The 20,224-nt window shown below is 61.4% G+C and carries 17 protein-coding genes; 8 read left to right on the plus strand and 9 right to left on the minus strand.

Going from position 1 to position 20,224, the window contains the following annotated elements:
- Positions 1 to 4: 4 nt before the first annotated feature.
- From bamA to pyrH, 7 genes are all read right to left on the minus strand, one after another.
- A complete protein-coding gene (gene bamA / locus BLT75_RS01610) occupies positions 5 to 2,311 on the minus strand; it encodes an outer membrane protein assembly factor BamA (RefSeq protein WP_245706301.1) in 2,307 nt (768 codons plus the stop codon).
- A 399-nt stretch (positions 2,312 to 2,710) separates the two neighbouring features.
- On the minus strand, positions 2,711 to 4,063 hold the full coding sequence (gene rseP / locus BLT75_RS01615) for an RIP metalloprotease RseP (RefSeq protein WP_093027021.1): 1,353 nt from the start codon (positions 4,061 to 4,063) through the stop codon (positions 2,711 to 2,713).
- Positions 4,064 to 4,068: 5 nt separating this feature from the next.
- Complete coding sequence (gene dxr, locus BLT75_RS01620; RefSeq protein ID WP_093027023.1) at positions 4,069 to 5,241, minus strand: 1-deoxy-D-xylulose-5-phosphate reductoisomerase; 1,173 nt, start codon at positions 5,239 to 5,241, stop codon at positions 4,069 to 4,071.
- Entirely contained in the window at positions 5,241 to 6,023 is a 783-nt protein-coding gene (locus tag BLT75_RS01625; protein ID WP_093027025.1) for a phosphatidate cytidylyltransferase, read from the minus strand. The genes dxr and BLT75_RS01625 overlap by 1 nt, the downstream gene beginning before the upstream one ends.
- A complete protein-coding gene (locus BLT75_RS01630; RefSeq protein WP_093027027.1) occupies positions 6,020 to 6,754 on the minus strand; it encodes an undecaprenyl pyrophosphate synthase in 735 nt (244 codons plus the stop codon). Before BLT75_RS01630 ends, BLT75_RS01625 begins: the two co-directional genes overlap by 4 nt.
- Before the next feature lie 8 nt (positions 6,755 to 6,762).
- Positions 6,763 to 7,326, minus strand: a complete 564-nt coding sequence (gene frr, locus BLT75_RS01635) for a ribosome recycling factor (protein ID WP_093027029.1) — start codon at positions 7,324 to 7,326, stop codon at positions 6,763 to 6,765.
- Positions 7,327 to 7,452: 126 nt separating this feature from the next.
- Positions 7,453 to 8,193, minus strand: coding sequence for a UMP kinase (gene pyrH, locus BLT75_RS01640; protein ID WP_093027031.1), 741 nt, complete (start codon positions 8,191 to 8,193; stop codon positions 7,453 to 7,455).
- A gap of 119 nt (positions 8,194 to 8,312) precedes the next feature.
- Between pyrH and miaA the strand changes: the two genes are divergently transcribed.
- From miaA to BLT75_RS01675, 6 genes are all read left to right on the plus strand, one after another.
- Positions 8,313 to 9,188: a tRNA (adenosine(37)-N6)-dimethylallyltransferase MiaA gene (gene miaA, locus BLT75_RS01645; RefSeq protein WP_093027033.1), complete on the plus strand. Its 876-nt coding sequence runs from the start codon at positions 8,313 to 8,315 to the stop codon at positions 9,186 to 9,188.
- Positions 9,189 to 9,230: 42 nt separating this feature from the next.
- The gene (locus BLT75_RS01650; protein WP_093027035.1) at positions 9,231 to 10,031 is read left to right on the plus strand and encodes an AraC family transcriptional regulator; all 801 of its coding nucleotides are present in this window, start codon (positions 9,231 to 9,233) and stop codon (positions 10,029 to 10,031) included.
- 235 nt (positions 10,032 to 10,266) lie between these two features.
- Positions 10,267 to 11,931: an ABC transporter substrate-binding protein gene (locus BLT75_RS01660; protein WP_093027039.1), complete on the plus strand. Its 1,665-nt coding sequence runs from the start codon at positions 10,267 to 10,269 to the stop codon at positions 11,929 to 11,931.
- A 133-nt stretch (positions 11,932 to 12,064) separates the two neighbouring features.
- Complete coding sequence (locus BLT75_RS01665) at positions 12,065 to 13,111, plus strand: ABC transporter permease (RefSeq protein ID WP_093027041.1); 1,047 nt, start codon at positions 12,065 to 12,067, stop codon at positions 13,109 to 13,111.
- 15 nt (positions 13,112 to 13,126) lie between these two features.
- Entirely contained in the window at positions 13,127 to 14,329 is a 1,203-nt protein-coding gene (locus BLT75_RS01670; protein WP_093027043.1) for an ABC transporter permease, read from the plus strand.
- A gap of 94 nt (positions 14,330 to 14,423) precedes the next feature.
- On the plus strand, positions 14,424 to 16,511 hold the full coding sequence (locus tag BLT75_RS01675) for a dipeptide ABC transporter ATP-binding protein (protein WP_093027045.1): 2,088 nt from the start codon (positions 14,424 to 14,426) through the stop codon (positions 16,509 to 16,511).
- 203 nt (positions 16,512 to 16,714) lie between these two features.
- Here the strand turns inward: BLT75_RS01675 and BLT75_RS01680 are convergent, their stop codons facing one another.
- Positions 16,715 to 17,293, minus strand: coding sequence for a lytic transglycosylase domain-containing protein (locus BLT75_RS01680; RefSeq protein ID WP_093027047.1), 579 nt, complete (start codon positions 17,291 to 17,293; stop codon positions 16,715 to 16,717).
- 201 nt (positions 17,294 to 17,494) lie between these two features.
- On the opposite strand from BLT75_RS01680, the gene ssb reads away from it, so the two are divergent.
- Together ssb and BLT75_RS01690 are read left to right on the plus strand one after the other, a co-directional pair.
- Positions 17,495 to 18,013: a single-stranded DNA-binding protein gene (gene ssb, locus BLT75_RS01685; RefSeq protein WP_093027049.1), complete on the plus strand. Its 519-nt coding sequence runs from the start codon at positions 17,495 to 17,497 to the stop codon at positions 18,011 to 18,013.
- A 15-nt stretch (positions 18,014 to 18,028) separates the two neighbouring features.
- Positions 18,029 to 19,099 (plus strand): site-2 protease family protein, encoded by a 1,071-nt coding sequence (locus tag BLT75_RS01690; RefSeq protein WP_093027051.1) that lies wholly within the window; start codon positions 18,029 to 18,031, stop codon positions 19,097 to 19,099.
- An 11-nt stretch (positions 19,100 to 19,110) separates the two neighbouring features.
- Here BLT75_RS01690 and aroB read toward each other — a convergent pair whose 3' ends face one another.
- On the minus strand, positions 19,111 to 20,223 hold the full coding sequence (gene aroB / locus BLT75_RS01695; protein ID WP_093027053.1) for a 3-dehydroquinate synthase: 1,113 nt from the start codon (positions 20,221 to 20,223) through the stop codon (positions 19,111 to 19,113).
- Between the last annotated feature and the right edge of the window lies 1 nt (position 20,224).

Raw genomic sequence — 20,224 nt, forward strand, 5'->3', positions numbered from 1 at the left:
GGAATCAGAACCGCGCCTGGATCGTCAGGTCGAAGCTCTGCTCCTTGTCGAAGGTCTCTTTCTTGAGCGCCTTGGAGAAGTTGAACCGCAACGGTCCGAAGGCAGTGGTCCACAACAAAGAGAAGCCGACAACATGCCGGAACGAGCCGTCCGCCCCGACAATCGTACCTCCCGCAGTGTTCACATCGCTCAGGTCCCAGACGTTCCCAACGTCGTAGAACAACCCGCCGCGCAGGCCGAGTTCCTCTGGCAGGCCCAACGGAAACTCGGCTTCGAACCGTGCCACCGCGTAAAAGTTGCCGCCGAGCGCGTCGTTCACACCGTTGGAGAGATCACGAGGCCCGACACCGGCAGGCTCGAACCCGCGGAACGTGTTGGGACCAATCACGAAACGATCAATGGCCCGGCTGAACCCTGATCCCTGCCAGCTGAAGGCACCCAGATCCAGAGAGGCGCGCAGGGTGATTTCTTCGTGCCAGACACGGGTCTGGGCGATGGCCCGCGCCGTTGTCTTGAAATACTCGTTGTCGCCGCCCAGACCGGCTGCGTCGACGCCCACTTCGAACAACACGCCCGCATTCGGGTTCAACCCACCTATGCGGCTGTCATATGCATAGGTCAGCCCTAGCGAACTGGATGACAACCGCCCCTGAGCGATTTCGCTGGCAATCACCGCTCCGCTGACCGTTGTCGCTGTCCGCTGGGTCATTTCGCTGGCATCCCAGCGATACCGCACCTGAAGGCTCGACAACTCGCCAAGCGGGAAGGTCAATCCGGGCTCAAAGAAACGTCGGTCCGTGTCGTAACTGGCGAAACTCGAGTTCGTTGCCGCAACGCCAAGGTCGATGTCGAACCTGAGATCACGCCCCAGAAGCTGTGGTTCGGTGAACGACAGGATATACTGTTCTGCATCCTGCGCTGTGGAGAGGGTCACGCCCAGCCGCTGCCCACGCCCGAGGAAGTTGCTCTCGCTCAGGCCGATTGCCACACCAAAACCATCGGATACCGAATAGCTGCCGCCGAAGCTCAGCGAACCGGTAGGCTGTTCTTCGACATCGACGTCGACGATCACCTGGCTCGGGGTCGATCCTTCACGGGTTTCAACATTGGCATCGGCAAAGAAACCCAGGGCCCGGATGCGTTCAGCGCTTTCGCGGATCTCGCGCGGATTGAAGGGATCGCCCTCGACCGTACGGAACTGCCGCCGGATCACCCGATCGAGCGTTGTCGTGTTGCCCTCAATGTCGATCCGTTCCACGAAGATCCGCGGTCCCTTGACCAGGGCAAACTCGATATCCAGTGTCAGATCGCGGTCGTTGCGCTTGATACGCGGTTCAACCCGCAAAAATTCCACGCCATTCTTCAGGCCAAGACGTTCCTGACGCGCAAGAGAATTCTCGACCAGGCTCGGAGAATAAACCACCCCGGGCTTGATTTTCAGAACTTCCTGATACGCGGCTGGGTCAACGCCGGGAATTTCACTGACCGTCGTGATCTTGCCAAAGGAGAACTGCTGACCCTCTGTCACATCCAGTACCAGAAAGAACGCGTCCCTTTCGCGGGTGAATTCCACATTGGCGCTGTTGACACGGAAATCGACATAACCACGCGACAGGTAGAAATCGCGCATCACCTGCTTGTCGAATTCAATCCGGTCCGCAATGAAGGTATCCGACCGGATGAATGTGCGCAGCAACCCGGCCTGCTTGGTTTCGAGAACGCGCCGCAAACGCCGGTCGGAAAAGGCCCGGTTACCGACAAAGCTCACCCGTTCGATTTCGATCGTGTCGCCTTCGGCGATTTCGAATACCAGATCCACGCGGTTGTCGCTGCGGCGAATGATCCTGGGTACGACCGTTGCCGCCACGCGGCCCTGGGCAGAATAGATCTCGGCGATCGTGGCGGCGTCACGTTCGACCTGCTCGGGGGTGAAGACCCGCCGCGATTCCGAAGCGATCGCGCCCTGCAACGTGTCGTCCTTGATTCGTCTGTTGCCTTCGAAATTGATCTTGTTGATCGTCGGGTATTCGACAACCTTGATAACCAACGTGTTTCCGCGCGGGATCAGTTCGACCGTTTCGAACACCCCGCTGTCCAGAACACGCTGATACGCATCGTTCAGTTGTCCGGGAGTGACCTCTCTCCCACGCTCCAGTCCGGTGCGCGCCACGATGGTCGAACTTTCGATACGCTGATTTCCTTCGACCTGAACCGAGGTAAAGGTATAGGTCTGCGCCGTTGCCGCTTGGGGCAGGCTAACCAGGCTCGAAGCGGTTACAAGAAAAACCGCCGCGACAGAATTCTTCAACATATGGCGGGCTGTAAAACCGCCACCACAGAATATACCTGCGCCACTCCCGATATTCATCTTCAGTATCAACCCAGATTGCCAGCCGACTTTGGAAAGTCAGTACCGGGATTGGGCCGGGTTGTCAAAAGCCCAAACGACAGACGCGGCCTGAAAGGCCGCGTTCTGTTCCCTATCTGTAGAGCAAAGATCACAGACTGCCTAGGAAAGCGCCCAAAAACAGTGCCCCCGCAATCGCCCCGACAAAAAGTATCCTGTCCCAGTTCAACTGCATCAATAGCCCCAGCCCTCGGTAGGATTGCTGCAACATCTGCATTGCCTTGCTCCTGCTAACGTCTCGTTAGCGTCGAACCTAGCAATGGAATGTGGCGAGACTTGGGCGTGTGCGCCTACCGTGACGGCTCAGCAGAACAGGTCGTTGCTCAGCGAGAACAGCATCAGCGACAGGATCAGGGTAATCCCGATCGCCATCAACACACGCAGCACGTTGTCGCTGGGAGGTTTGCCTGCCACGGCCTCGTAGGCGTAGAACATCAGATGTCCTCCGTCGAGCGCCGGAATTGGAAAGAGGTTCAACAACCCCACGGCCGTGGACAGGACCGCGATAAACGCGATGAAACTCTGTGCCCCTTGCGACGCGACAGCGCCTGACGCCTGCGCGATGCCGATTGGACCGGAAATGTTGCAGGTCGAAATCTGTCCGACAATGATGTGCCAAAGCCCCGAAAGCGATGACCGGACGATTTCATAGGTGCTTTGAACGCCGGTCTTCAGCGCCTCGACAGGTCCCGGCGTGGTCGTTGCGGGATCAAAGGCCTGGCCACTGGCGACGCCGATCCGCCAGTTGGTCTCGTATCCTCCATCCGAGGTCGGCGTATCGGTGCGGCGTGGAACCAACAGCATTTGAAGCACCTGGCCCTCACGCCAGACATCCAGCACCAGCGCCTTGCCATCCGAGCTTTCGACCGTTTCCTTCAATTGCCTGAAGGCGACGATCGGGCTGCCGTCGATTGCCATGATGACATCTTCAGGCTGCAACCCCGCGTCCTGCGCCGCGCTGCGCGGAATCACCGAGCCCACGATAGCGGGATAGAGATGCGGCCCCGGAACCTCGAGTTCCGCGTCATCACGCAAGATCACATAGTCCAGCGGGCTCTCCAGCGGCAACCGCGCTTCGAACCCTTCCCAATCCATCGCTTCCGCACCGGCCGGCACGGGATTGCCCGCGATCGAGACCACCCGGTCGCCCGGCAGCAGCGCGCTTTCGATGCCGGGCAGGTCGCGAGTCTGGCCAACGGTCAGTGGCTCGACCGGGACACCGCGCGCCATGAAGATGGCCGCAAAGACCAGAATCGACATCGCGAAATTGAAAATCGGCCCCGCCGCAACCGTCGCTGCCCGCGCCCAAAGTGGCGCACCATGCATCGTCCGGCGCAGTTCCTCGGGATTGCGGCGATAGATCTCCGCCATTGTCTCGCCGTCCTTGCCGGACGCGGCATTGGCATCGCCCATGAATTTCACGTAACCGCCAAAGGGCAAAACCGCGATCTGCCAGCGCGTGCCGCGCCGGTCGACGCGGCTCCAGAGCACCGGACCGAAACCGATCGAGAAGACCTCGGCGTGAATTCCCGACCAGCGGCCGACAATGTAATGGCCGTATTCATGGACTGCGACGATTACGGACAAGGCCGCAATGAAAGCCGCGACCGTGTACAGCAATCCGCCGAATTGCGGTATCAAACCCAAAGTTTCCAAAGTCCCTACCCTGCTCGTTTCGCCATTGCCTCGTCCACCCTCTGACGGGCCAGATGGTCGGTTTGTGTCACTGTATCAAGTGTCAATCGGGCATCAATAAGACCCGGGTCGGACTCAAACCTGTCCAGAACCGCCTCGACAAGCCGGGCCATGTCGAGAAAACCAATACGTCCGGCTATGAAATGATCCAGCGCACGTTCCTTTGCCGCGTTGAACACGGCGCCCGAAAGCCCCCCGCGTGCCATCACGTGGCGGGCCAGCCGAAGGGCCGGATAGCGCGCTTCGTCAGGAGCGCGGAAATTCAACTGCCCCAGCACGGCCAGATCCAGACGCGCAACCGGTAGCTCACGGCGCTCGGGCCAGTGCAAGGCATAGCCGATGGCATGCCGCATGTCGGGTGCCCCAAGATGCGCCATCAACGCCCCGTCCCGGAAACCGACCAACGCATGCACCATCGATTCAGGATGGACGATAACCTCTATCCGATCCGGCTCGATTCCGAAAAACTCCTTTGTTTCTATCACCTCCATGGCCTTGTTGAACATGGAGGCGCTGTCGATGGTGATCCTTTGTCCCATGGTCCAATTGGGGTGGCGCGCCGCTTGCTCCGCGGTCGCAGTCTCCAGATCTTCCAGCGGCCAATCCCGAAAGGCGCCGCCCGAGGCGGTGATCACGATCCGTTCGAGCGCGGCCATATCCTCGCCCACCAGCGCCTGAAACACCGCCGAATGCTCGCTGTCCACCGGCAGCAGGCGGGCGCCATGTGCCTGGGCGGTCTCGAGCACCAGTGGCCCGGCACATACCAGCGTTTCCTTGTTGGCCAGGGCCAGGGTTGCGCCCTGCTTCAATGCCTCGAGGCCCGGCGCCAACCCCGCTGCCCCGACAATCGACGACATCACCCAGTCGGCCGGGCGCGCGGCTGCCTCGACCAATGCCACGGGCCCGGCCGCCGCCTCGACACCGCTGCCGGCCAGCGCAGCGCGCAGATCGTAGAGTTTCTCGGGAAAGGCGGTCACCGCCACATCCGCGCCAAGCCGCCGCGCATCCTGCGCCAGTTGCGCGATATTGGCGCCGCCGGACAACGCCACCACGTCATAGGCATCCGGATCGCGCGCGATCAGATCAATGGTGTTCTGCCCGATCGACCCGGTTGCACCGAAAATCGAAACCCTGCGCATCACGTCACTCCGGGCGCGTAAATAAGGCTTGCCAGCAGCACGAAAACCGCCGCGCCCATCATCCCATCGAACCGATCGAGAAACCCGCCATGGCCCGGGATCAGGTTCGAACTGTCCTTGACGCCGGTTCGTCTTTTGAGGGCGCTTTCCGCGATATCTCCTGCCTGAGAAGACATCGACGCGACCACTGAGAGAAGAACCAGCGAGACTCCGGCCTCTGTATTCAATGCGAAGATCGCCCCGATCAAGGCCGCCGCGCCCCACCCCCCGGCGATACCGGACCAGGTTTTCTTGGGGCTGATCCGTGGCCAGAACTTGGGACCGCCGACGGACTTGCCGACGAAATACCCGGCCACATCGGTCGCAACGACGACTAGGATCAGCCAGAGCATCCAGACCAGCCCCATCGACTCGCGTATCCATATGAAACCCAGCCCCCCAAGCGCGATCCACAACGCAAAGGTCAGGTAAAGCCCTTTCAAGCGCGTCACTTGCCCGGCACCGACCAGGGCGGGAGCGATGAGAACCGGCAGCCGGTAAAGAGGCGGCAGGTGGTAGGCCAGCATGACGGCCACGCCTGTCAGTACCGCCATCTGTATCGAGAGGTCACGCCTCTCCGGTGCGATCATCCGCACCAGTTCCCATGCCATGAGCCCGCCGACGACGGCGATGAAGCTTTCGAACCACAACCCGCCAAGCCACACTTCGGTTCCGGCCACCGCCGTCAGTACGGCCGCCGACCCTATGCGGGCCGTCAGGTCGGACCAGCGCCCCTCGCTCATGCCTTTACCGCACCATATCTGCGGTCGCGGCGGGCGTAGCCGCGACAGAGACGCGCCAGTTCCTCGGCGGTGAAGTCGGGCCACAGCGTGTCGATGAACTCGTATTCCGAATACGCGGATTGCCAGAGCAGAAAATTGGAAATTCTCGCTTCTCCGCTGGTGCGGATCACCAGGTCGGGATCCGGCAGCACGCGCGTGTCGAGGTAGCGCGGCAGCGTTTCCTCGTCGACGTCCTCGGGCTTCAGCCGGCCTTCGGCGACATCGCGGGCCAGACGCCGGGTGGCGCGAGCGACCTCATCGCGGCCGCCGTAGTTGAGCGCGATGGTCAGGTGTACGCCATCATTGTCGCGGGTCTGCTCTTCGAGAGTGTCCATGAGAGCGATCAGCTTGGCGTCGAGCCGCACCCTGTCGCCGATGAACCGGACCCTGACGCCACGGGCGTGCAGCGCCCGGGTTTCCTTGGCGATGTAGCGGCGGAAGAGGCTCATCAACCCGGCCACCTCGACCTGGGTACGTTTCCAGTTCTCGGTGGAAAAGGCAAATATCGTCAGATACTTGATCCCGAGAGCAGGACATGCCTCAACGACTTCGCGCACCCTTTTTGCCCCGGCATGATGACCAAACAGGCGCGGACGACCCCGGGCCTGCGCCCAACGACCGTTTCCGTCCATGATGATGGCGACATGGTGCGGGCCAGGAAGTTCCGGTTCGGTTCTGGGGTCTTTCGCCATGGATGGTGTCAGACCTGCATGATCTCGGCTTGCTTGGTCTCCAGTGCCGCATCCACCGCCTTGATCATCTTGTCGGTCAGTTCCTGCACCTCGGACTCCCAGAACTTCTGGTCGTCCTCGGACATGCCGTCGGCCTTGGCCTTCTTGATCTGGTCCATGCCGTCACGACGGACGTTGCGAATGGAGACGCGGGCATGTTCGGCATATTGCCCGGCAACTTTCGTCAATTCGCGGCGGCGCTCCTCGTTCAGTTCGGGGATTGGCAGCATGATGATTGTGCCGTTGAGCTGCGGGTTGATGCCGAGGCCGGATTCGCGGATCGCCTTTTCGACCTTGCCTACCATCGACCTGTCCCAGACGTTGATGGTCACCATGCGCGGCTCGGGCACGTTGATCGTTCCGAGCTGGTTGATCGGAGTCATCTGGCCATAAGCGTCCACCTGGATCGGCTCCAGCATCGACCCCGAGGCACGCCCGGTCCGGAGCGAGGCGAACTCGGTCTTCAGGTTGTGCATCGCTCCGTCCATGCGGCGCTTGAGATCATCTGTGTCCAGCTCGAAATCGTCAGACATGCTGCTCACTCCCTTAATTCAGGCTCTGTTCCGTTGGGTCTTACGCCATCGTCATCTGGATGTATAGCAATCATCAGCGGCCGGCACCGTGCCGAGGCCAGCCGTTGCATGATCATCGGCCCGGTCTCAGCCGCAGACCGTCGTATATGTGCCGCGTCCGGCGAGAATGCCGCGGAACCCGCCAGGCTCGTCCAGCGAAAACACGATGATGGGCAGGTTGTTGTCGCGGGCCAGCGCAATTGCGCTCGCATCCATCACCCCCAACCGCTTGGCCAGGACATCATCATAACTCACGACCTCGTAACGTTTGGCATCCGGGAACTTCACAGGATCCTTGTCATAGACGCCGTCGACCTTCGTGCCCTTGAAAATTGCCTGGCATCCCATCTCGTTCGCGCGCAGTGTCGCCGCCGTATCCGTCGTAAAATAGGGGTTGCCGGTTCCCGCCGCAAAGATGCAGACGCGCTTTTTCTCTAGGTGCCGGACTGCGCGGCGGCGGATGTAGGGCTCGCAGACCTGATCCATCGGGATCGCCGAGATGACCCGGGTAAACACACCCAGGCTTTCCAGCGCCGCCTGCATGGCCAGCGCGTTCATCACCGTGGCGAGCATCCCCATGTAGTCCGCGGTCGTGCGCTCCATCCCCTGCGCGGCGCCGCTGAGGCCGCGAAAGATGTTGCCGCCTCCGATCACCATGCAGATCTCGACACCGAGATCATGCACCGACTTCACCTCCTGCGCGATCCGCTGCACGGTGGGCGGGTGCAGGCCGAATCCCTGATCCCCCATCAACGCCTCGCCGGAGATCTTCAGCATCACGCGCTGGTACTTTGTTTCAGGGGAATCCGGGGTCCGGGAAGAGGTCATGTTGCGCTCCGCTCTGGCACAGGTCTATTTTTCCGGCGCAAAATGAAGGAAAACCCCAAGAGGTTCAATGCGGGTCGCACCAGGTTGCACAGAATGAAAGAATTGATCCGGGGAAAACAATGGGGCTGATCGACCAACTGCCGCCGATCCCGCCGCAAGAACCGGTGCTGATCGCGGGACCAACCGCTTCTGGCAAATCGGAACTGGCGCTGCGCATTGCCGAGCGCTTTGGCGGCGTCATCATCAATGCGGACGCCAGCCAGGTCTACGACTGCTGGCGCGTGGTGAGCGCCCGCCCCTCCGTCGCCGACGAGGCGCGCGCGCGGCACCTGCTCTATGGCCATGTCTCCTGCGGCGTGTCCTATTCGACGGGTCACTGGCTGCGCGATGTGTCAGCGCTGCTCCAGGGGCCGGATCGCCCGATCATCGTGGGCGGGACCGGGCTATATTTTTCGGCGCTGACCGAAGGCATGGCGGATATCCCGGCCACCCCGCCCGATATCAGGACAGCGGCCGACGCCCTTCCGCTGGACGTCCTGCTGGACCAGATCGATCCCGTCACGGCCGCCGGGCTGGACCGGATGAACCGGGCCCGCGTCCAGCGCGCCTGGGAGGTCGAACGCGCCACCGGCCGCGCGCTGCACCTGTGGCAAGCCGAGACCCCGGCACCGCGCCTGCCGTTGGCAGCCACCGTTCCTCTGGTTCTGGAGGTCGAAAAACACTGGCTGTGGGACCGGATCGCCCGCCGCTTCGATCAGATGCTGGACAATGGCGCCCTTGACGAGGTCGCCAGGGCTGCTGCGTGCTACGATCCCTCCTTGCCGGCCTTCAAGGCCATTGGCGTGCCCGAACTCATGGCACACCTGCGCGGCGAGATCACTCTGGACGAAGCCCGCGAAAAAGCGACAATTGCCACGCGCCAATACGCCAAAAGACAACGGACCTGGTTCAGGGCACGGATGGGGAAATGGCACTCGCTAACTGTGCCGACCTGACCGGTTGGAAATCCCGGACAAACGCAGCAAAGGCGGAGTCGCATGGCCCTTGTCCCAGAACCCCTTGCCGAGATCCGGCTGCAGACGCTGGCACAGCTTGCCGCCGGTGGCCGCTGGCAGATCGAACTGCCACACGACCGCGACCATCATCTGCTGGTCTGGATCACCCGCGGACAGGGAACATGCCTGCTGGATGGGGCCCGCGAAGGCTTTGGCGCGCACAACGCACTTTTCGTGCCGGCCCGGCACCTGATGGCACTGTACCCCGGTCGTGGTTGCATCGGACTGGCGCTGGCCATCCCCGGACACACCGGGATTATCCTGCCCGCGCGGCCGCGACACTTGCGCGTACGCGACTCGGGCTCGCAGGCGGAACTGTCGGGCCTGCTCGAGGCAGTTGGGCGCGAGCAATCCGGCAATCGGCCGTTATCGACAAGTGCAATCGCCGCCTGGACAGAGCTGGTAGCAATCTGGCTGCGCCGTTTTGACGAAAAACAGGAGATATATGGCATCGACTCTCCCTCTCGTCGATTGTGCCGAACATACCTCGCAGCGATAGTGGAACGCTTTGACAGCGGCGATAACGTATCCAATATCGCCTCCCGGCTGGAGTTTTCGCCCGAGCACCTGACGCGCATGTGCAAAAGCGCAACCGGTCTGACCGCACATGAACTCTTGTCGGGCCGCGTCGAACACGCGGCACGGACTCTGGTTTGCCACTCGGGGGCCTCTTTTGGCGACATATCCAGAGCGCTCGGGTTTTCCAGCGCGCAGTCTTTTTCCAGGTTCGTCCGTCACCAGACAGGTCATTCGCCGCGCGCCCTGCGGGACCGTGGCGCCTGAGGAATTGGACATGCCTGTCCATTTTAACCACGGCAGAGCATCAATTCGACTGGCCGATGTCGCTTTTCGATCATCATGTGACGAAACCAATCATTGACGTCCGGGCAATTCTATTGCGGAATAGGGTAATGGGGACGCAAGAATTCCATAAGGCGGGGGAGACCGGCGAGGCGCATCAAGGCGCCTTCGGCAAGACATCCCTCAGGAACAAGAAAGAAGTCACAGGGAGACTTTCATGACTGTCGAAAACACATCATCCAAGCCCGTTCACTGGGCGGCGGAAATGCATGCGCAAGAATATCGCGATGGCAAACTGAGCCGCCGCGAATTCCTCGCCCGCGCAACCGGCCTCGGCGTGAGTGCCGCAGCCGCCTATGGCCTGATCGGCCTGACTGCGCCGACCCCTGCCGCGGCGCAGGCCAAGCAGGGTGGCACCATCCGCGTTCAGATGAACGTGCGTGAACTGAAGGATCCGCGTACCTACGACTGGTCCGAACTGGGCAACGAAACCCGTGGCACGATGGAGTATCTGGTCGAGTACAACTCCGACGGTACATTCCGCGGCATGCTGCTGGAAAGCTGGGAAATCAACGACGACGCAACCGTCTACACACTGAATGTCCGCAAGGGCGTCAAGTGGAACAACGGCGACGACTTCACCGCCGATGACGTGGCCCGCAACATCGCGCGCTGGTGCGACAAGACCTCGGAAACCAACTCGATGGCGGGCCGTTTCGCAACCCTGATCGACGCCGATACCGGTCAGGCGATCGAAGGCGGCATCGAGGTGGTCGACAGCCACACCATTCGCCTGAACCTGCCCAATTCGGACATTTCGCTGATTGCCGGCATGTCCGACTACCCGGCGGCCATCGTGCACAGCTCGTTCAGCGAAAGCGACCTGACCAACAACGTCGGCACCGGCCCCTATGTGATCGAGGAACTGGAAGTCGGCGTGAAATGCACCCTGGTTCGCAACGAGAACCATAAATGGTGGGGCGACGACGTCTTTGGTCCGGCTGCGCTGGACCGGATCGAATACATCGACTACGGCACCGACCCGTCGGCGTGGCTCTCGGCACTGGAATCCGACGAAGTCGACATGCTGCACGAATCCGTGGGTGAATTCATCGACGTGATGGATGGTCTGGGCTACGCGAAATCCGAAGTCGTGACGATGAGTACGCTGGTCATTCGGCCGAACCAATTGGCAGAGGTTGACGGCAAGAAGCCCTATGCCGACAAGCGCGTACGCCAGGCCATTACCATGGCCGTAAACAACGCTGTCTGCCTCGAACTGGGCTATGGCGGACGCGGTGCGGTGGCAGAAAACCACCATGTCGGCCCGAGCCATCCCGAATATGCCGAACTGCCGCCGCGCATGCACGACCCGGCTGCGGCCAAGGCGCTGATGGAAGAAGCCGGCATGATGGATTTCGAGCACGAAATCGTCTCGATCGACGACGACTGGCGCCGGAACACCACCGACGCCGTTGCAGCGCAGCTGCGTGACGCAGGCTTCAAGGTCAAGCGGACAGTGCTGCCCGGTTCGACCTTCTGGAACGACTGGACCAAGTATCCGTTCAGCTCGACCAACTGGAACCACCGTCCGCTTGGAGTCCAGATCTGGGCGCTGGCCTATCGTTCCGGCGAGGCCTGGAACGAATTCGGCTGGGCAAACCCCGAATTCGACGCGATCCTTGGTGAAGCACTGGCTCTGGCCGATGCAGACAAGCGGCGCGAAGTCGTCGCCAGGGGCGAAGCCCTAATCCAGGAAGAAGGCGTGACCATCCAGCCTTACTGGCGCTCGCTGTACCGCCACATGAAAGAAGGTCTGGTCGGCACGGACATGCACATCGCCTTCGAACATCACCACTACAAGTGGGGCTGGGCGGCCTGAGGCTCGCCTTGTGAGAACCGGAGCGCGCCCTGTGGCGCGCTCCTCCAGCCACGGACACCCGGCCTAGACCGGGTACAAGAAGCCTGCCAATGGCTCGCTATCTGTGGATTAGCCTGACCGACAGGGATATCCGATGGGTCTATTCATTCTCCGACGGTTCGGGGTGATGCTGCTGACAGCATTATGCCTGACCTTCATTGTCTTCTTCCTGACCAACCTCTTCCCCAACCTGGAAAAACTGGCGAAAACCCAGGGCAACCAGCGGATGAGCGACGAACAGGTACAGGCCTGGCTCGACAATCGCGGCTACAGTCAGCCGCTGCTCACCAAATACGGACAATGGATCGGGGTCGTTCCCGGCTTCACCAAAACGTTGAACGACGGACAGTTTGTCGGAACCTGCGTCAGGCCCGGACAGACGCAGGAAGAAACCCCCCGCTTCTGCGGTATCCTGCAAGGCGACTGGGGCTATTCGACACGGTTCAAGGAAAACGTGGACGAGATCATCTGGAAGCGGCTTGGCAACACGCTCTATCTGATGATGTGGGTGATGATCCTCATGGTGCCTTCGGCGCTGCTGGTCGGTGTTCTGGCGGGAATGCGGGAAGGATCCAGGACCGACCGGAGCCTCTCGACCTTTTCCATCCTGACCACAGCGACGCCTGAATACGTGTCCGGCGTGATCTTCATTGCCGTGTTCACGTCCTCGACTGTCGGACTGAAATGGTTCAAGGGCACGGCAACGCAGGCGATGGATGATCCGACATTCGAGAATTTCTTCCTGCCGGTCCTGACCATCGCGCTCTATGGGATGGGCTATATCGCCCGGATGACCCGCGCATCTATGACCGAAGTGATGACCGCCCAGTATATCCGCACCGCCCGGCTCAAGGGGGTGAGTTTTCCGAACATCGTGGTCAAACACGCCCTGAGAAACGCGCTGATCGCCCCGTTCACGGTGATCATGTTGCAGTTTCCCTGGCTCTTGAACGGCGTGGTGATCGTGGAAAGCCTGTTCAACTACAAGGGCTTCGGCTGGGTTCTGGTCGAAGCGGCGGGCAATAACGACATCCAGCTTCTGCTGGCCGTGTCGGTCGTGTCCGTGTTCGTGGTGCTGATCACCCAGCTGATATCGGACATCGGCTATGTCTATCTCAACCCACGCATCCGCATTTCGTAAGGGAGGAGCTGAGTGATGGAACCTCTCGGTACATTCGAAATAATCGCACGCATCCTCTACCAGTTGTCGTCCGTATGGATCGCGTTGATCCTGCTGTTTGCCCTTTCGATCGCATTCAAGCGGAGGCTGGGGCTCTACGGCAAGCTGTTCGACAGCCCCATCGGCATGATCGGTTTCGGTCTGGTCATGTTCTGGGTTTTCGTGGGCATCTTCGGGGCGCTTGACCTGATCGTCACGCATGACCCGCTGACCCAGGTGTCAGGCATGAAGAACAAGCTGCCGGGCACACCGCTGGCCGACGCGGATGAAGGTCAATACGGCTGGTATCTGCTGGGCGGCGACAACCTTGCGCGCGACGTGTTCAGCCGTATGGTCAAGGGTGCCTGGATCGTCGTTCAGATCGCGCCGCTCGCCACGCTCTTTGCATTCATGGTCGGGATCACCCTGGGCCTGCCCGCAGGCTATTTCGGCGGACGGCTCGATACCTTCCTGTCGTTTCTGGCCAACCTCATCCTGGCGTTCCCGGTCATCCTGCTGTTCTACCTGCTGGTGACGCCCGAGATCGTCGCGACCGGCCTGCCGACGATGATGGCGATCGTGCTCTTCATGTTCCCCATCATCTTCCTGGGAGTGTTGCTGAATTCGCGCTACAGGACCCAGCCGGCGTTTCGCACGCCCTTGCTGGTCGGCATTCTGGGCGTGTCGCTCTGGCTCTATCTCGCGCTGATCTCCGAGGGGGGATATCTGGTGCGCAGCGTGCCGGGATTGCCGACGGTGCTTGATCCGTTCGATATCCCGGGCGGCATTCTCGTGGTGTTCGTATCGGTGGTCTTCGTCAACTCACCCACGGTCTTCCGGATCGTGCGGGGGCTGGCGCTGGATATCAAGACACGCGACTACGTCGCCGCCGCGCAGACCCGTGGCGAAGGCCCCTGGTACATCATGCTGTGGGAGATCCTGCCAAACGCGCGCGGTCCGCTGATCGTCGATTTCTGCCTGCGGATCGGCTATACCACCATCCTGCTCGGCACCCTTGGCTTTTTCGGCCTCGGACTGCCTCCGGAAAGCCCGGACTGGGGCTCGACGATCAACGAAGGGCGCAAGCTCCTCTCGATCTACCTGCACCCGGCCCTGCCGCCTGCACTGGCTTTGCTGAGCCTCGTGCTGGGCCTGAACCTGCTGGCGGACGGGTTGCGTGAGGAAAGCCTAAGGGATTGACGCGATCGAGACCGGGGGCTCTGCCCCCGGACCCCCGGAGTATTTTCGAAAAGATGAAGACGGGGAACCGGCTTCTTCTGGGAGAACGAAGAAGATGAGCAAACTTGCGGAATATGACGGGCCGATCCTGGAGATCGACAAGCTGTCGATTTCCTTTTTCACCCGGCTGCGGGAAATCCCGGCGGTCATGGATTTCTCGGTGTCGGTCATGCCCGGCGAGGCGGTTGGCCTTGTCGGCGAGAGCGGCTGCGGCAAGTCCACCGTCGCGCTGGGGGTGATGCAGGACTTGGGAAAGAACGGGCGAATCGTCGGCGGCAGCATCAAGTTCAAGGGGCGCGACCTGGGCAAGATGAGCGATGCGGAACTGCGCGATATTCGCGGCAATGAAATCGCAATGATCTACCAGGAGCCGATGGCGAGCCTGAATCCCGCCATGAAGATCGGCAAGCAGTTGATGGAAGTGCCGATGATCCACGAGGGGATCAGCGCCGACGAGGCGCGCAAGCGCGCGCTGGAAGTGGTGAAGGACGTCCGATTGCCCGATCCCGAAAGGATGCTGAACTCGTTTCCGCACCAGCTGTCCGGCGGGCAACAGCAACGTATCGTCATCGCCATGGCGCTGATGTCGAAGCCGTCCCTGCTGATCCTGGACGAGCCCACGACCGCGCTGGACGTGACCGTCGAAGCGGCTGTCGTGGAACTGGTCAAGGATCTGGGAAAGAAATACGGCACCTCGATGCTGTTCATCTCGCACAACCTCGGACTGGTGCTGGAAACCTGCGACCGGCTGTGCGTGATGTATTCCGGCGAGGCGGTCGAACGCGGCTCGATTAAGGATGTGTTCGACGAGATGCAGCACCCGTATACACAGGCGCTGTTCCGCTCGATCCCCTTGCCCGGCGCCGACAAGAACAGCCGGCCTCTGGTGGCGATACCCGGCAACTTCCCCCTGCCCCATGAACGCCCGCCGGGGTGCAATTTCGGCCCGCGCTGCGACTATTTCGAGGCCGGCCGCTGCGATGCACAGGATATCATGATGGAGCAGGTACCCGGCAACGACCGGCACCATACCCGTTGCCTCAGGTTCCAGGAAATAGACTGGAACGCTCCGATTGTGGCGGCCAAGCAAAAGGAAAAGGCCCAGGTCGGCGACGTTGTTCTGAAGATAGAAAACCTCAAGAAATATTATGAGGTTGCTGCCAACGCGCTTTTCGGCGGTGGAGAAAAGAAGGTGGTCAAGGCCAACGAGACACTCAGTTTCGAGGCCCGCGAATCCGAGACACTCGCCATTGTCGGTGAAAGCGGCTGCGGAAAATCCACATTCGCGAAAGTTCTGATGGGACTGGAAACCGCCACCGACGGCCAGATCCTGCTCGACAACCGCAACATCGAACAGGTTCCCATCGAAGCGCGCGATGCCAAGACCGTGGGTGAAGTCCAGATGGTGTTTCAGAACCCGTTTGACACGCTGAACCCGTCGATGTCGGTGGGCCGCCAGATCATTCGCGCGCTGGAGGTTTTCGGAATAGGCAGCAACGACGCCGAACGTCGCCAGCGGATGCTTGAATTGCTCGATCTGGTGAAACTGCCGCGGGCCTTTGCCGAACGGATGCCGCGTCAACTCTCGGGCGGGCAGAAACAGCGGGTGGGCATCGCTCGCGCCTTTGCCGGCGGCGCCCGGATCGTGGTGGCGGACGAACCGGTCTCGGCGCTGGACGTGTCGGTGCAGGCGGCCGTGACCGATCTGTTGATGGAGATCCAGCGCAAGGAAAAGACCACGCTTCTCTTCATCAGCCATGATCTCTCGATCGTGCGGTATCTGTCCGACCGGGTCATGGTGATGTACCTGGGCCATGTGGTCGAACTGGGCACCACGGATCAAGTATTCTCGCCGCCCTACCACCCCTATACAGAGGCTCTGTTGAGCGCGGTGCCGATCGCCGATACCAGCGTGCAGAAGAAGCACATCGTGCTCGAAGGAGACATACCGTCGGCGATGAACCCGCCCTCCGGTTGTCCGTTCCAGACCCGGTGCCGTTGGAAATCCCAGGTTCCCGGAAACCTGTGCGAACGCGAGGTGCCGCCAGTCAAGACAATGGCCGAGGGGCATCAGATCAAATGCCACCTGTCCGACGAAATTCTCAACAGCATGGAGCCGGTGATCAAGATCGCCGCCGAGTGAACGGTAACACGCATCGCAAACCCTACTCCGGGCCACGCGTCTCGGGGTTGGGGACCGTATCATGGCTACGACGATGAATCAGGACAGGCCAGAACAGCTCTGGTCTGCGGTGCCAGATATGGGGTTGGCCTTTCGTCTTTATCCACGAAAGGAACGGGAAATCATTGCGGCCGCCGTTTCGGGATTGTCCCGAAACGATGTGCTCAACTGCCCCAGATGGCTTTAACGTAGTTGCGGGTTTCCTCGTAGGGAGGAACGCCGCCATGTCTGGTAACCGCCTCGGGGCCAGCGTTATAAGCCGCCAGCGCCAGCCGCCACGACTTGAACTTGCTGTACTGGCGCGAGAGATAGCGCGCGCCGCCGTCCAGGTTCTGGTACGGATTATGCGGGTCCACGCCCAGCCCGCGCGCCGTTTCCGGCATCAGCTGTGCCAGTCCCAGCGCCCCCTTGTGAGACTTTGCGTGCGGATTCCAGCCACTTTCCTGCTGAACGAGGCGCAGGAACAGATCCTCGGGCACATTGTGGCGGCGCGCGGCCTCGCGGGCCATCTGCAAGTACTCGCCCTTGTACTTTCCGACATAGCGCTTGTCGAAACTGCCGTACGCCGATGGCGGCTTCAGACGGCTGGACGCCTCGTATTGGCTGGCGCCGCGCGTATCCAACAGTTTCGCCTGTTTCTGGAAGATATCGCGCCGGTTCTTGGTCGAGAACATGTCTGCCTGCACAGGCATGGCCGCAACCGTGATGGCCGCGACAAGAAAACCGCACACAAGCCTATGCATCCTTGCTAACCTGTTGTTGACCCCTCGTGCTGGACTATAAGGTCTTTGCCGCAAAATGGAACCCTTTCGGTTCCGGCACTTCCGGATTGGCAATCGGCTGCTTCCGGTTTCCCTCGGGTGCCTGCCGCGTGTAGGGTCTCGGAAGCGGATCGGATGAGATTCGCATCGGAAAAGAATTGTTATAGAGAGACGGGAAAACACATGGCTGGGTCGGTCAACAAAGTCATTCTGGTGGGGAATCTGGGCCGCGACCCCGAAGTTCGGTCGTTCCAGAATGGCGGCAAGGTGTGCAACCTGCGTATCGCGACCTCGGAAACATGGAAGGATCGCAACACCGGCGAGCGCAAGGAGCGCACCGAGTGGCATTCGGTTGCCATCTTTTCGGAACCGCTGGCGCGCATCGCCGAGCAATACCTTCGCAAAGGGTCAAAGGTCTATATCGAGGGGCAGCTGGAAACCCGCAAGTGGCAGGACCAGTCGGGCCAGGACAGATACACCACCGAAGTGGTACTGCGCCCCTATCGCGGTGAGCTGACCCTGCTGGACGGCCGCGGCGAAGGCGGCAGCGGTGGCGGTAGCTACGGTGGCAGCCAGGGTGGCGGCTACGGAGGCGGTTATGACAGTGGTCCGATGGGCGATCCCTATGGCGGGCCGCAGGGCGGCGGCGGTGGCCGCGGTCCCGCATCGGGCGGGATCGACGACGACGAAATCCCGTTCTGACGCGAGGGTCCGCACATGACATGGTCCTTTACCATCGGTCGCCTGTTCGGGTCCGAACTGAGGGTCCATGTCACCTTCTTCCTGCTGATCGCCTGGATCGGCATTTCGGCCTACCAGGTGGGCGGACCGGATCTCGCGCTGGAGAACGTGGCCTTTGTTCTGGCCCTGTTCGCCTGCGTGGTGGCGCATGAATTTGGTCACGCCCTGACCGCGCGCCGGTATGGTATCCGGACACCCGACATCACCCTCTTGCCCATCGGCGGACTTGCAAGGCTGGATCGGATGCCGGAAAAACCCGGACAGGAGATCACAGTCGCGCTTGCCGGTCCGGCGGTGAATGTCGTGATCTGGATGGTTCTGGTGGCATTGGGCGCGGAAACCCGTATCGACACGCTGGTGGCCATCGACAGCAACGGGCCGGATTTCCTGGCGCGGTTGGCGATGGTGAACCTGTTCCTCGCGGTGTTCAACATGATCCCGGCCTTTCCGATGGATGGCGGGCGGGTTCTGCGCGCGTTCCTGTGCCTGTTCTTCGACCGGGTGCACGCGACCCGCGTCGCGGCAACGGCCGGTCAGATCGTTGCGCTGCTACTGGGTTTTGCCGGGCTGAGTTCGGGCAATCCCGTGCTTGTCCTGATCGCCGTTTTCGTCTTTGTCGCGGCCAATGCGGAAAGCCAGGATGTGGCGATGCGGGACCTGACACGGCGTTTGCAGGCACGCGATGCGATGATTACCCGGTATCAGGCGTTAGGCCCGACAGATACGCTGGCCACCGCCGCCGAGGCGGTGATCCACAGCACCCAGCACGAGTTTCCGGTCCTCGACGATGAAGGCCGGCTGCTGGGTTTTCTGACACGCGAACAGTTGTTCTCGGCCCTGGCCGCGGACCATCCCCGGTCAGAGGCCGCCGCTGAAGTGATGGAGCGCAACATACCCAAGGTGGCGCTGACGTCGCGGCTCGACAGCGTTCTGGACGCGCTCTACCAGGGCGCGCCAGCGGTTGCGGTCGATACGGCAGAGGGGCGTTTCGTCGGATACATCACCCGCGAAAACATCGGCGAGCTCATGGTCCTGAAGGGACGATAAATCATTCCTTGTCAGACGCTTGCCAGCGCATCCTCAAGAAGTTTCGCGACCGCTTCGCGCGGAACGTCCGAGGTGACGAAAGCCTGCCCGATCCCGCGCGCAAGGATGAAGCGCAGCTGACCGTCGACCACTTTCTTGTCCTGCGCCATCAGGTCGACCAATGCCGACGCATCCGGCAGATCGCCGGGTATGTCAGCCAGATCGGTCTTCATCCCCATCGCCTTGAGATGGGCGCGGACCCGGCTGGGGTCCTCCTGTGAACACAGACCCAGCCGCGCCGACAGTTCGAAGGCCAATGCGCAGCCGATCGCCACCCCCTCGCCATGCAACAGCCGGTCGGAATAGCCGGTGGCCGCCTCGAGCGCGTGACAGAAGGTATGGCCCAGGTTCAACAGCGCCCGGTCGCCCTGCTCGGTCTCGTCGCGGGCGACGATATCGGCCTTCATCTGCACCGAGCGCGTCACCGCCTCGACCCGCGCGGCCATCTCGCCCGAGGCCAGCGCCGGTCCCATCTTTTCGAGCCAGTCAAAGAAGGCAGCGTCTCCCAACAGCCCGTATTTTACCACCTCGCCATAGCCGGCCAGGAAATCGCGCGCTGTCAGCGTCCCCAGCACGGCCGTATCGGCCAGAACCAGCGACGGCTGATGAAAGGCACCGATCAGGTTCTTGCCATGGATCGAGTTGATCCCCGTCTTGCCGCCCACAGAGCTGTCCACCTGCGCCAACAGCGTGGTCGGGATCTGGACAAAGCGCACGCCCCGCCTCAGCACGGACGCGGCGAATCCCGCAAGATCACCGATCACGCCGCCGCCGAAAGCCACCACCACATCGCGCCGTTCGACCTTTTGCGCGAGCAGCCAGTCGACGGCGCGTTCGAACTGCGGCCAGCCCTTGGTCGACTCTCCCGCCGGCAGGGCCAGCGCCGTCATGTCAATCCCGGCGGCGCCCAAACCGGCTCGCAATGCGTCGAGATGCAGGCCGGAGACCGTCTCGTCCGTCAGCACCGCAACGCGCGGCCGCGCCAGCAGGGGCGCGATCCGCGCGCCCGCCTCGGCAATCAGGCCGGGGCCGATTTCCACATCGTAGCTGCGCGCGCCCAGCTCCACATGCACGGTATTCATCATG

The sequence above is a fragment of the Ruegeria marina genome (genome assembly GCF_900101475.1).
GTDB lineage: Bacteria > Pseudomonadota > Alphaproteobacteria > Rhodobacterales > Rhodobacteraceae > Ruegeria_B > Ruegeria_B marina.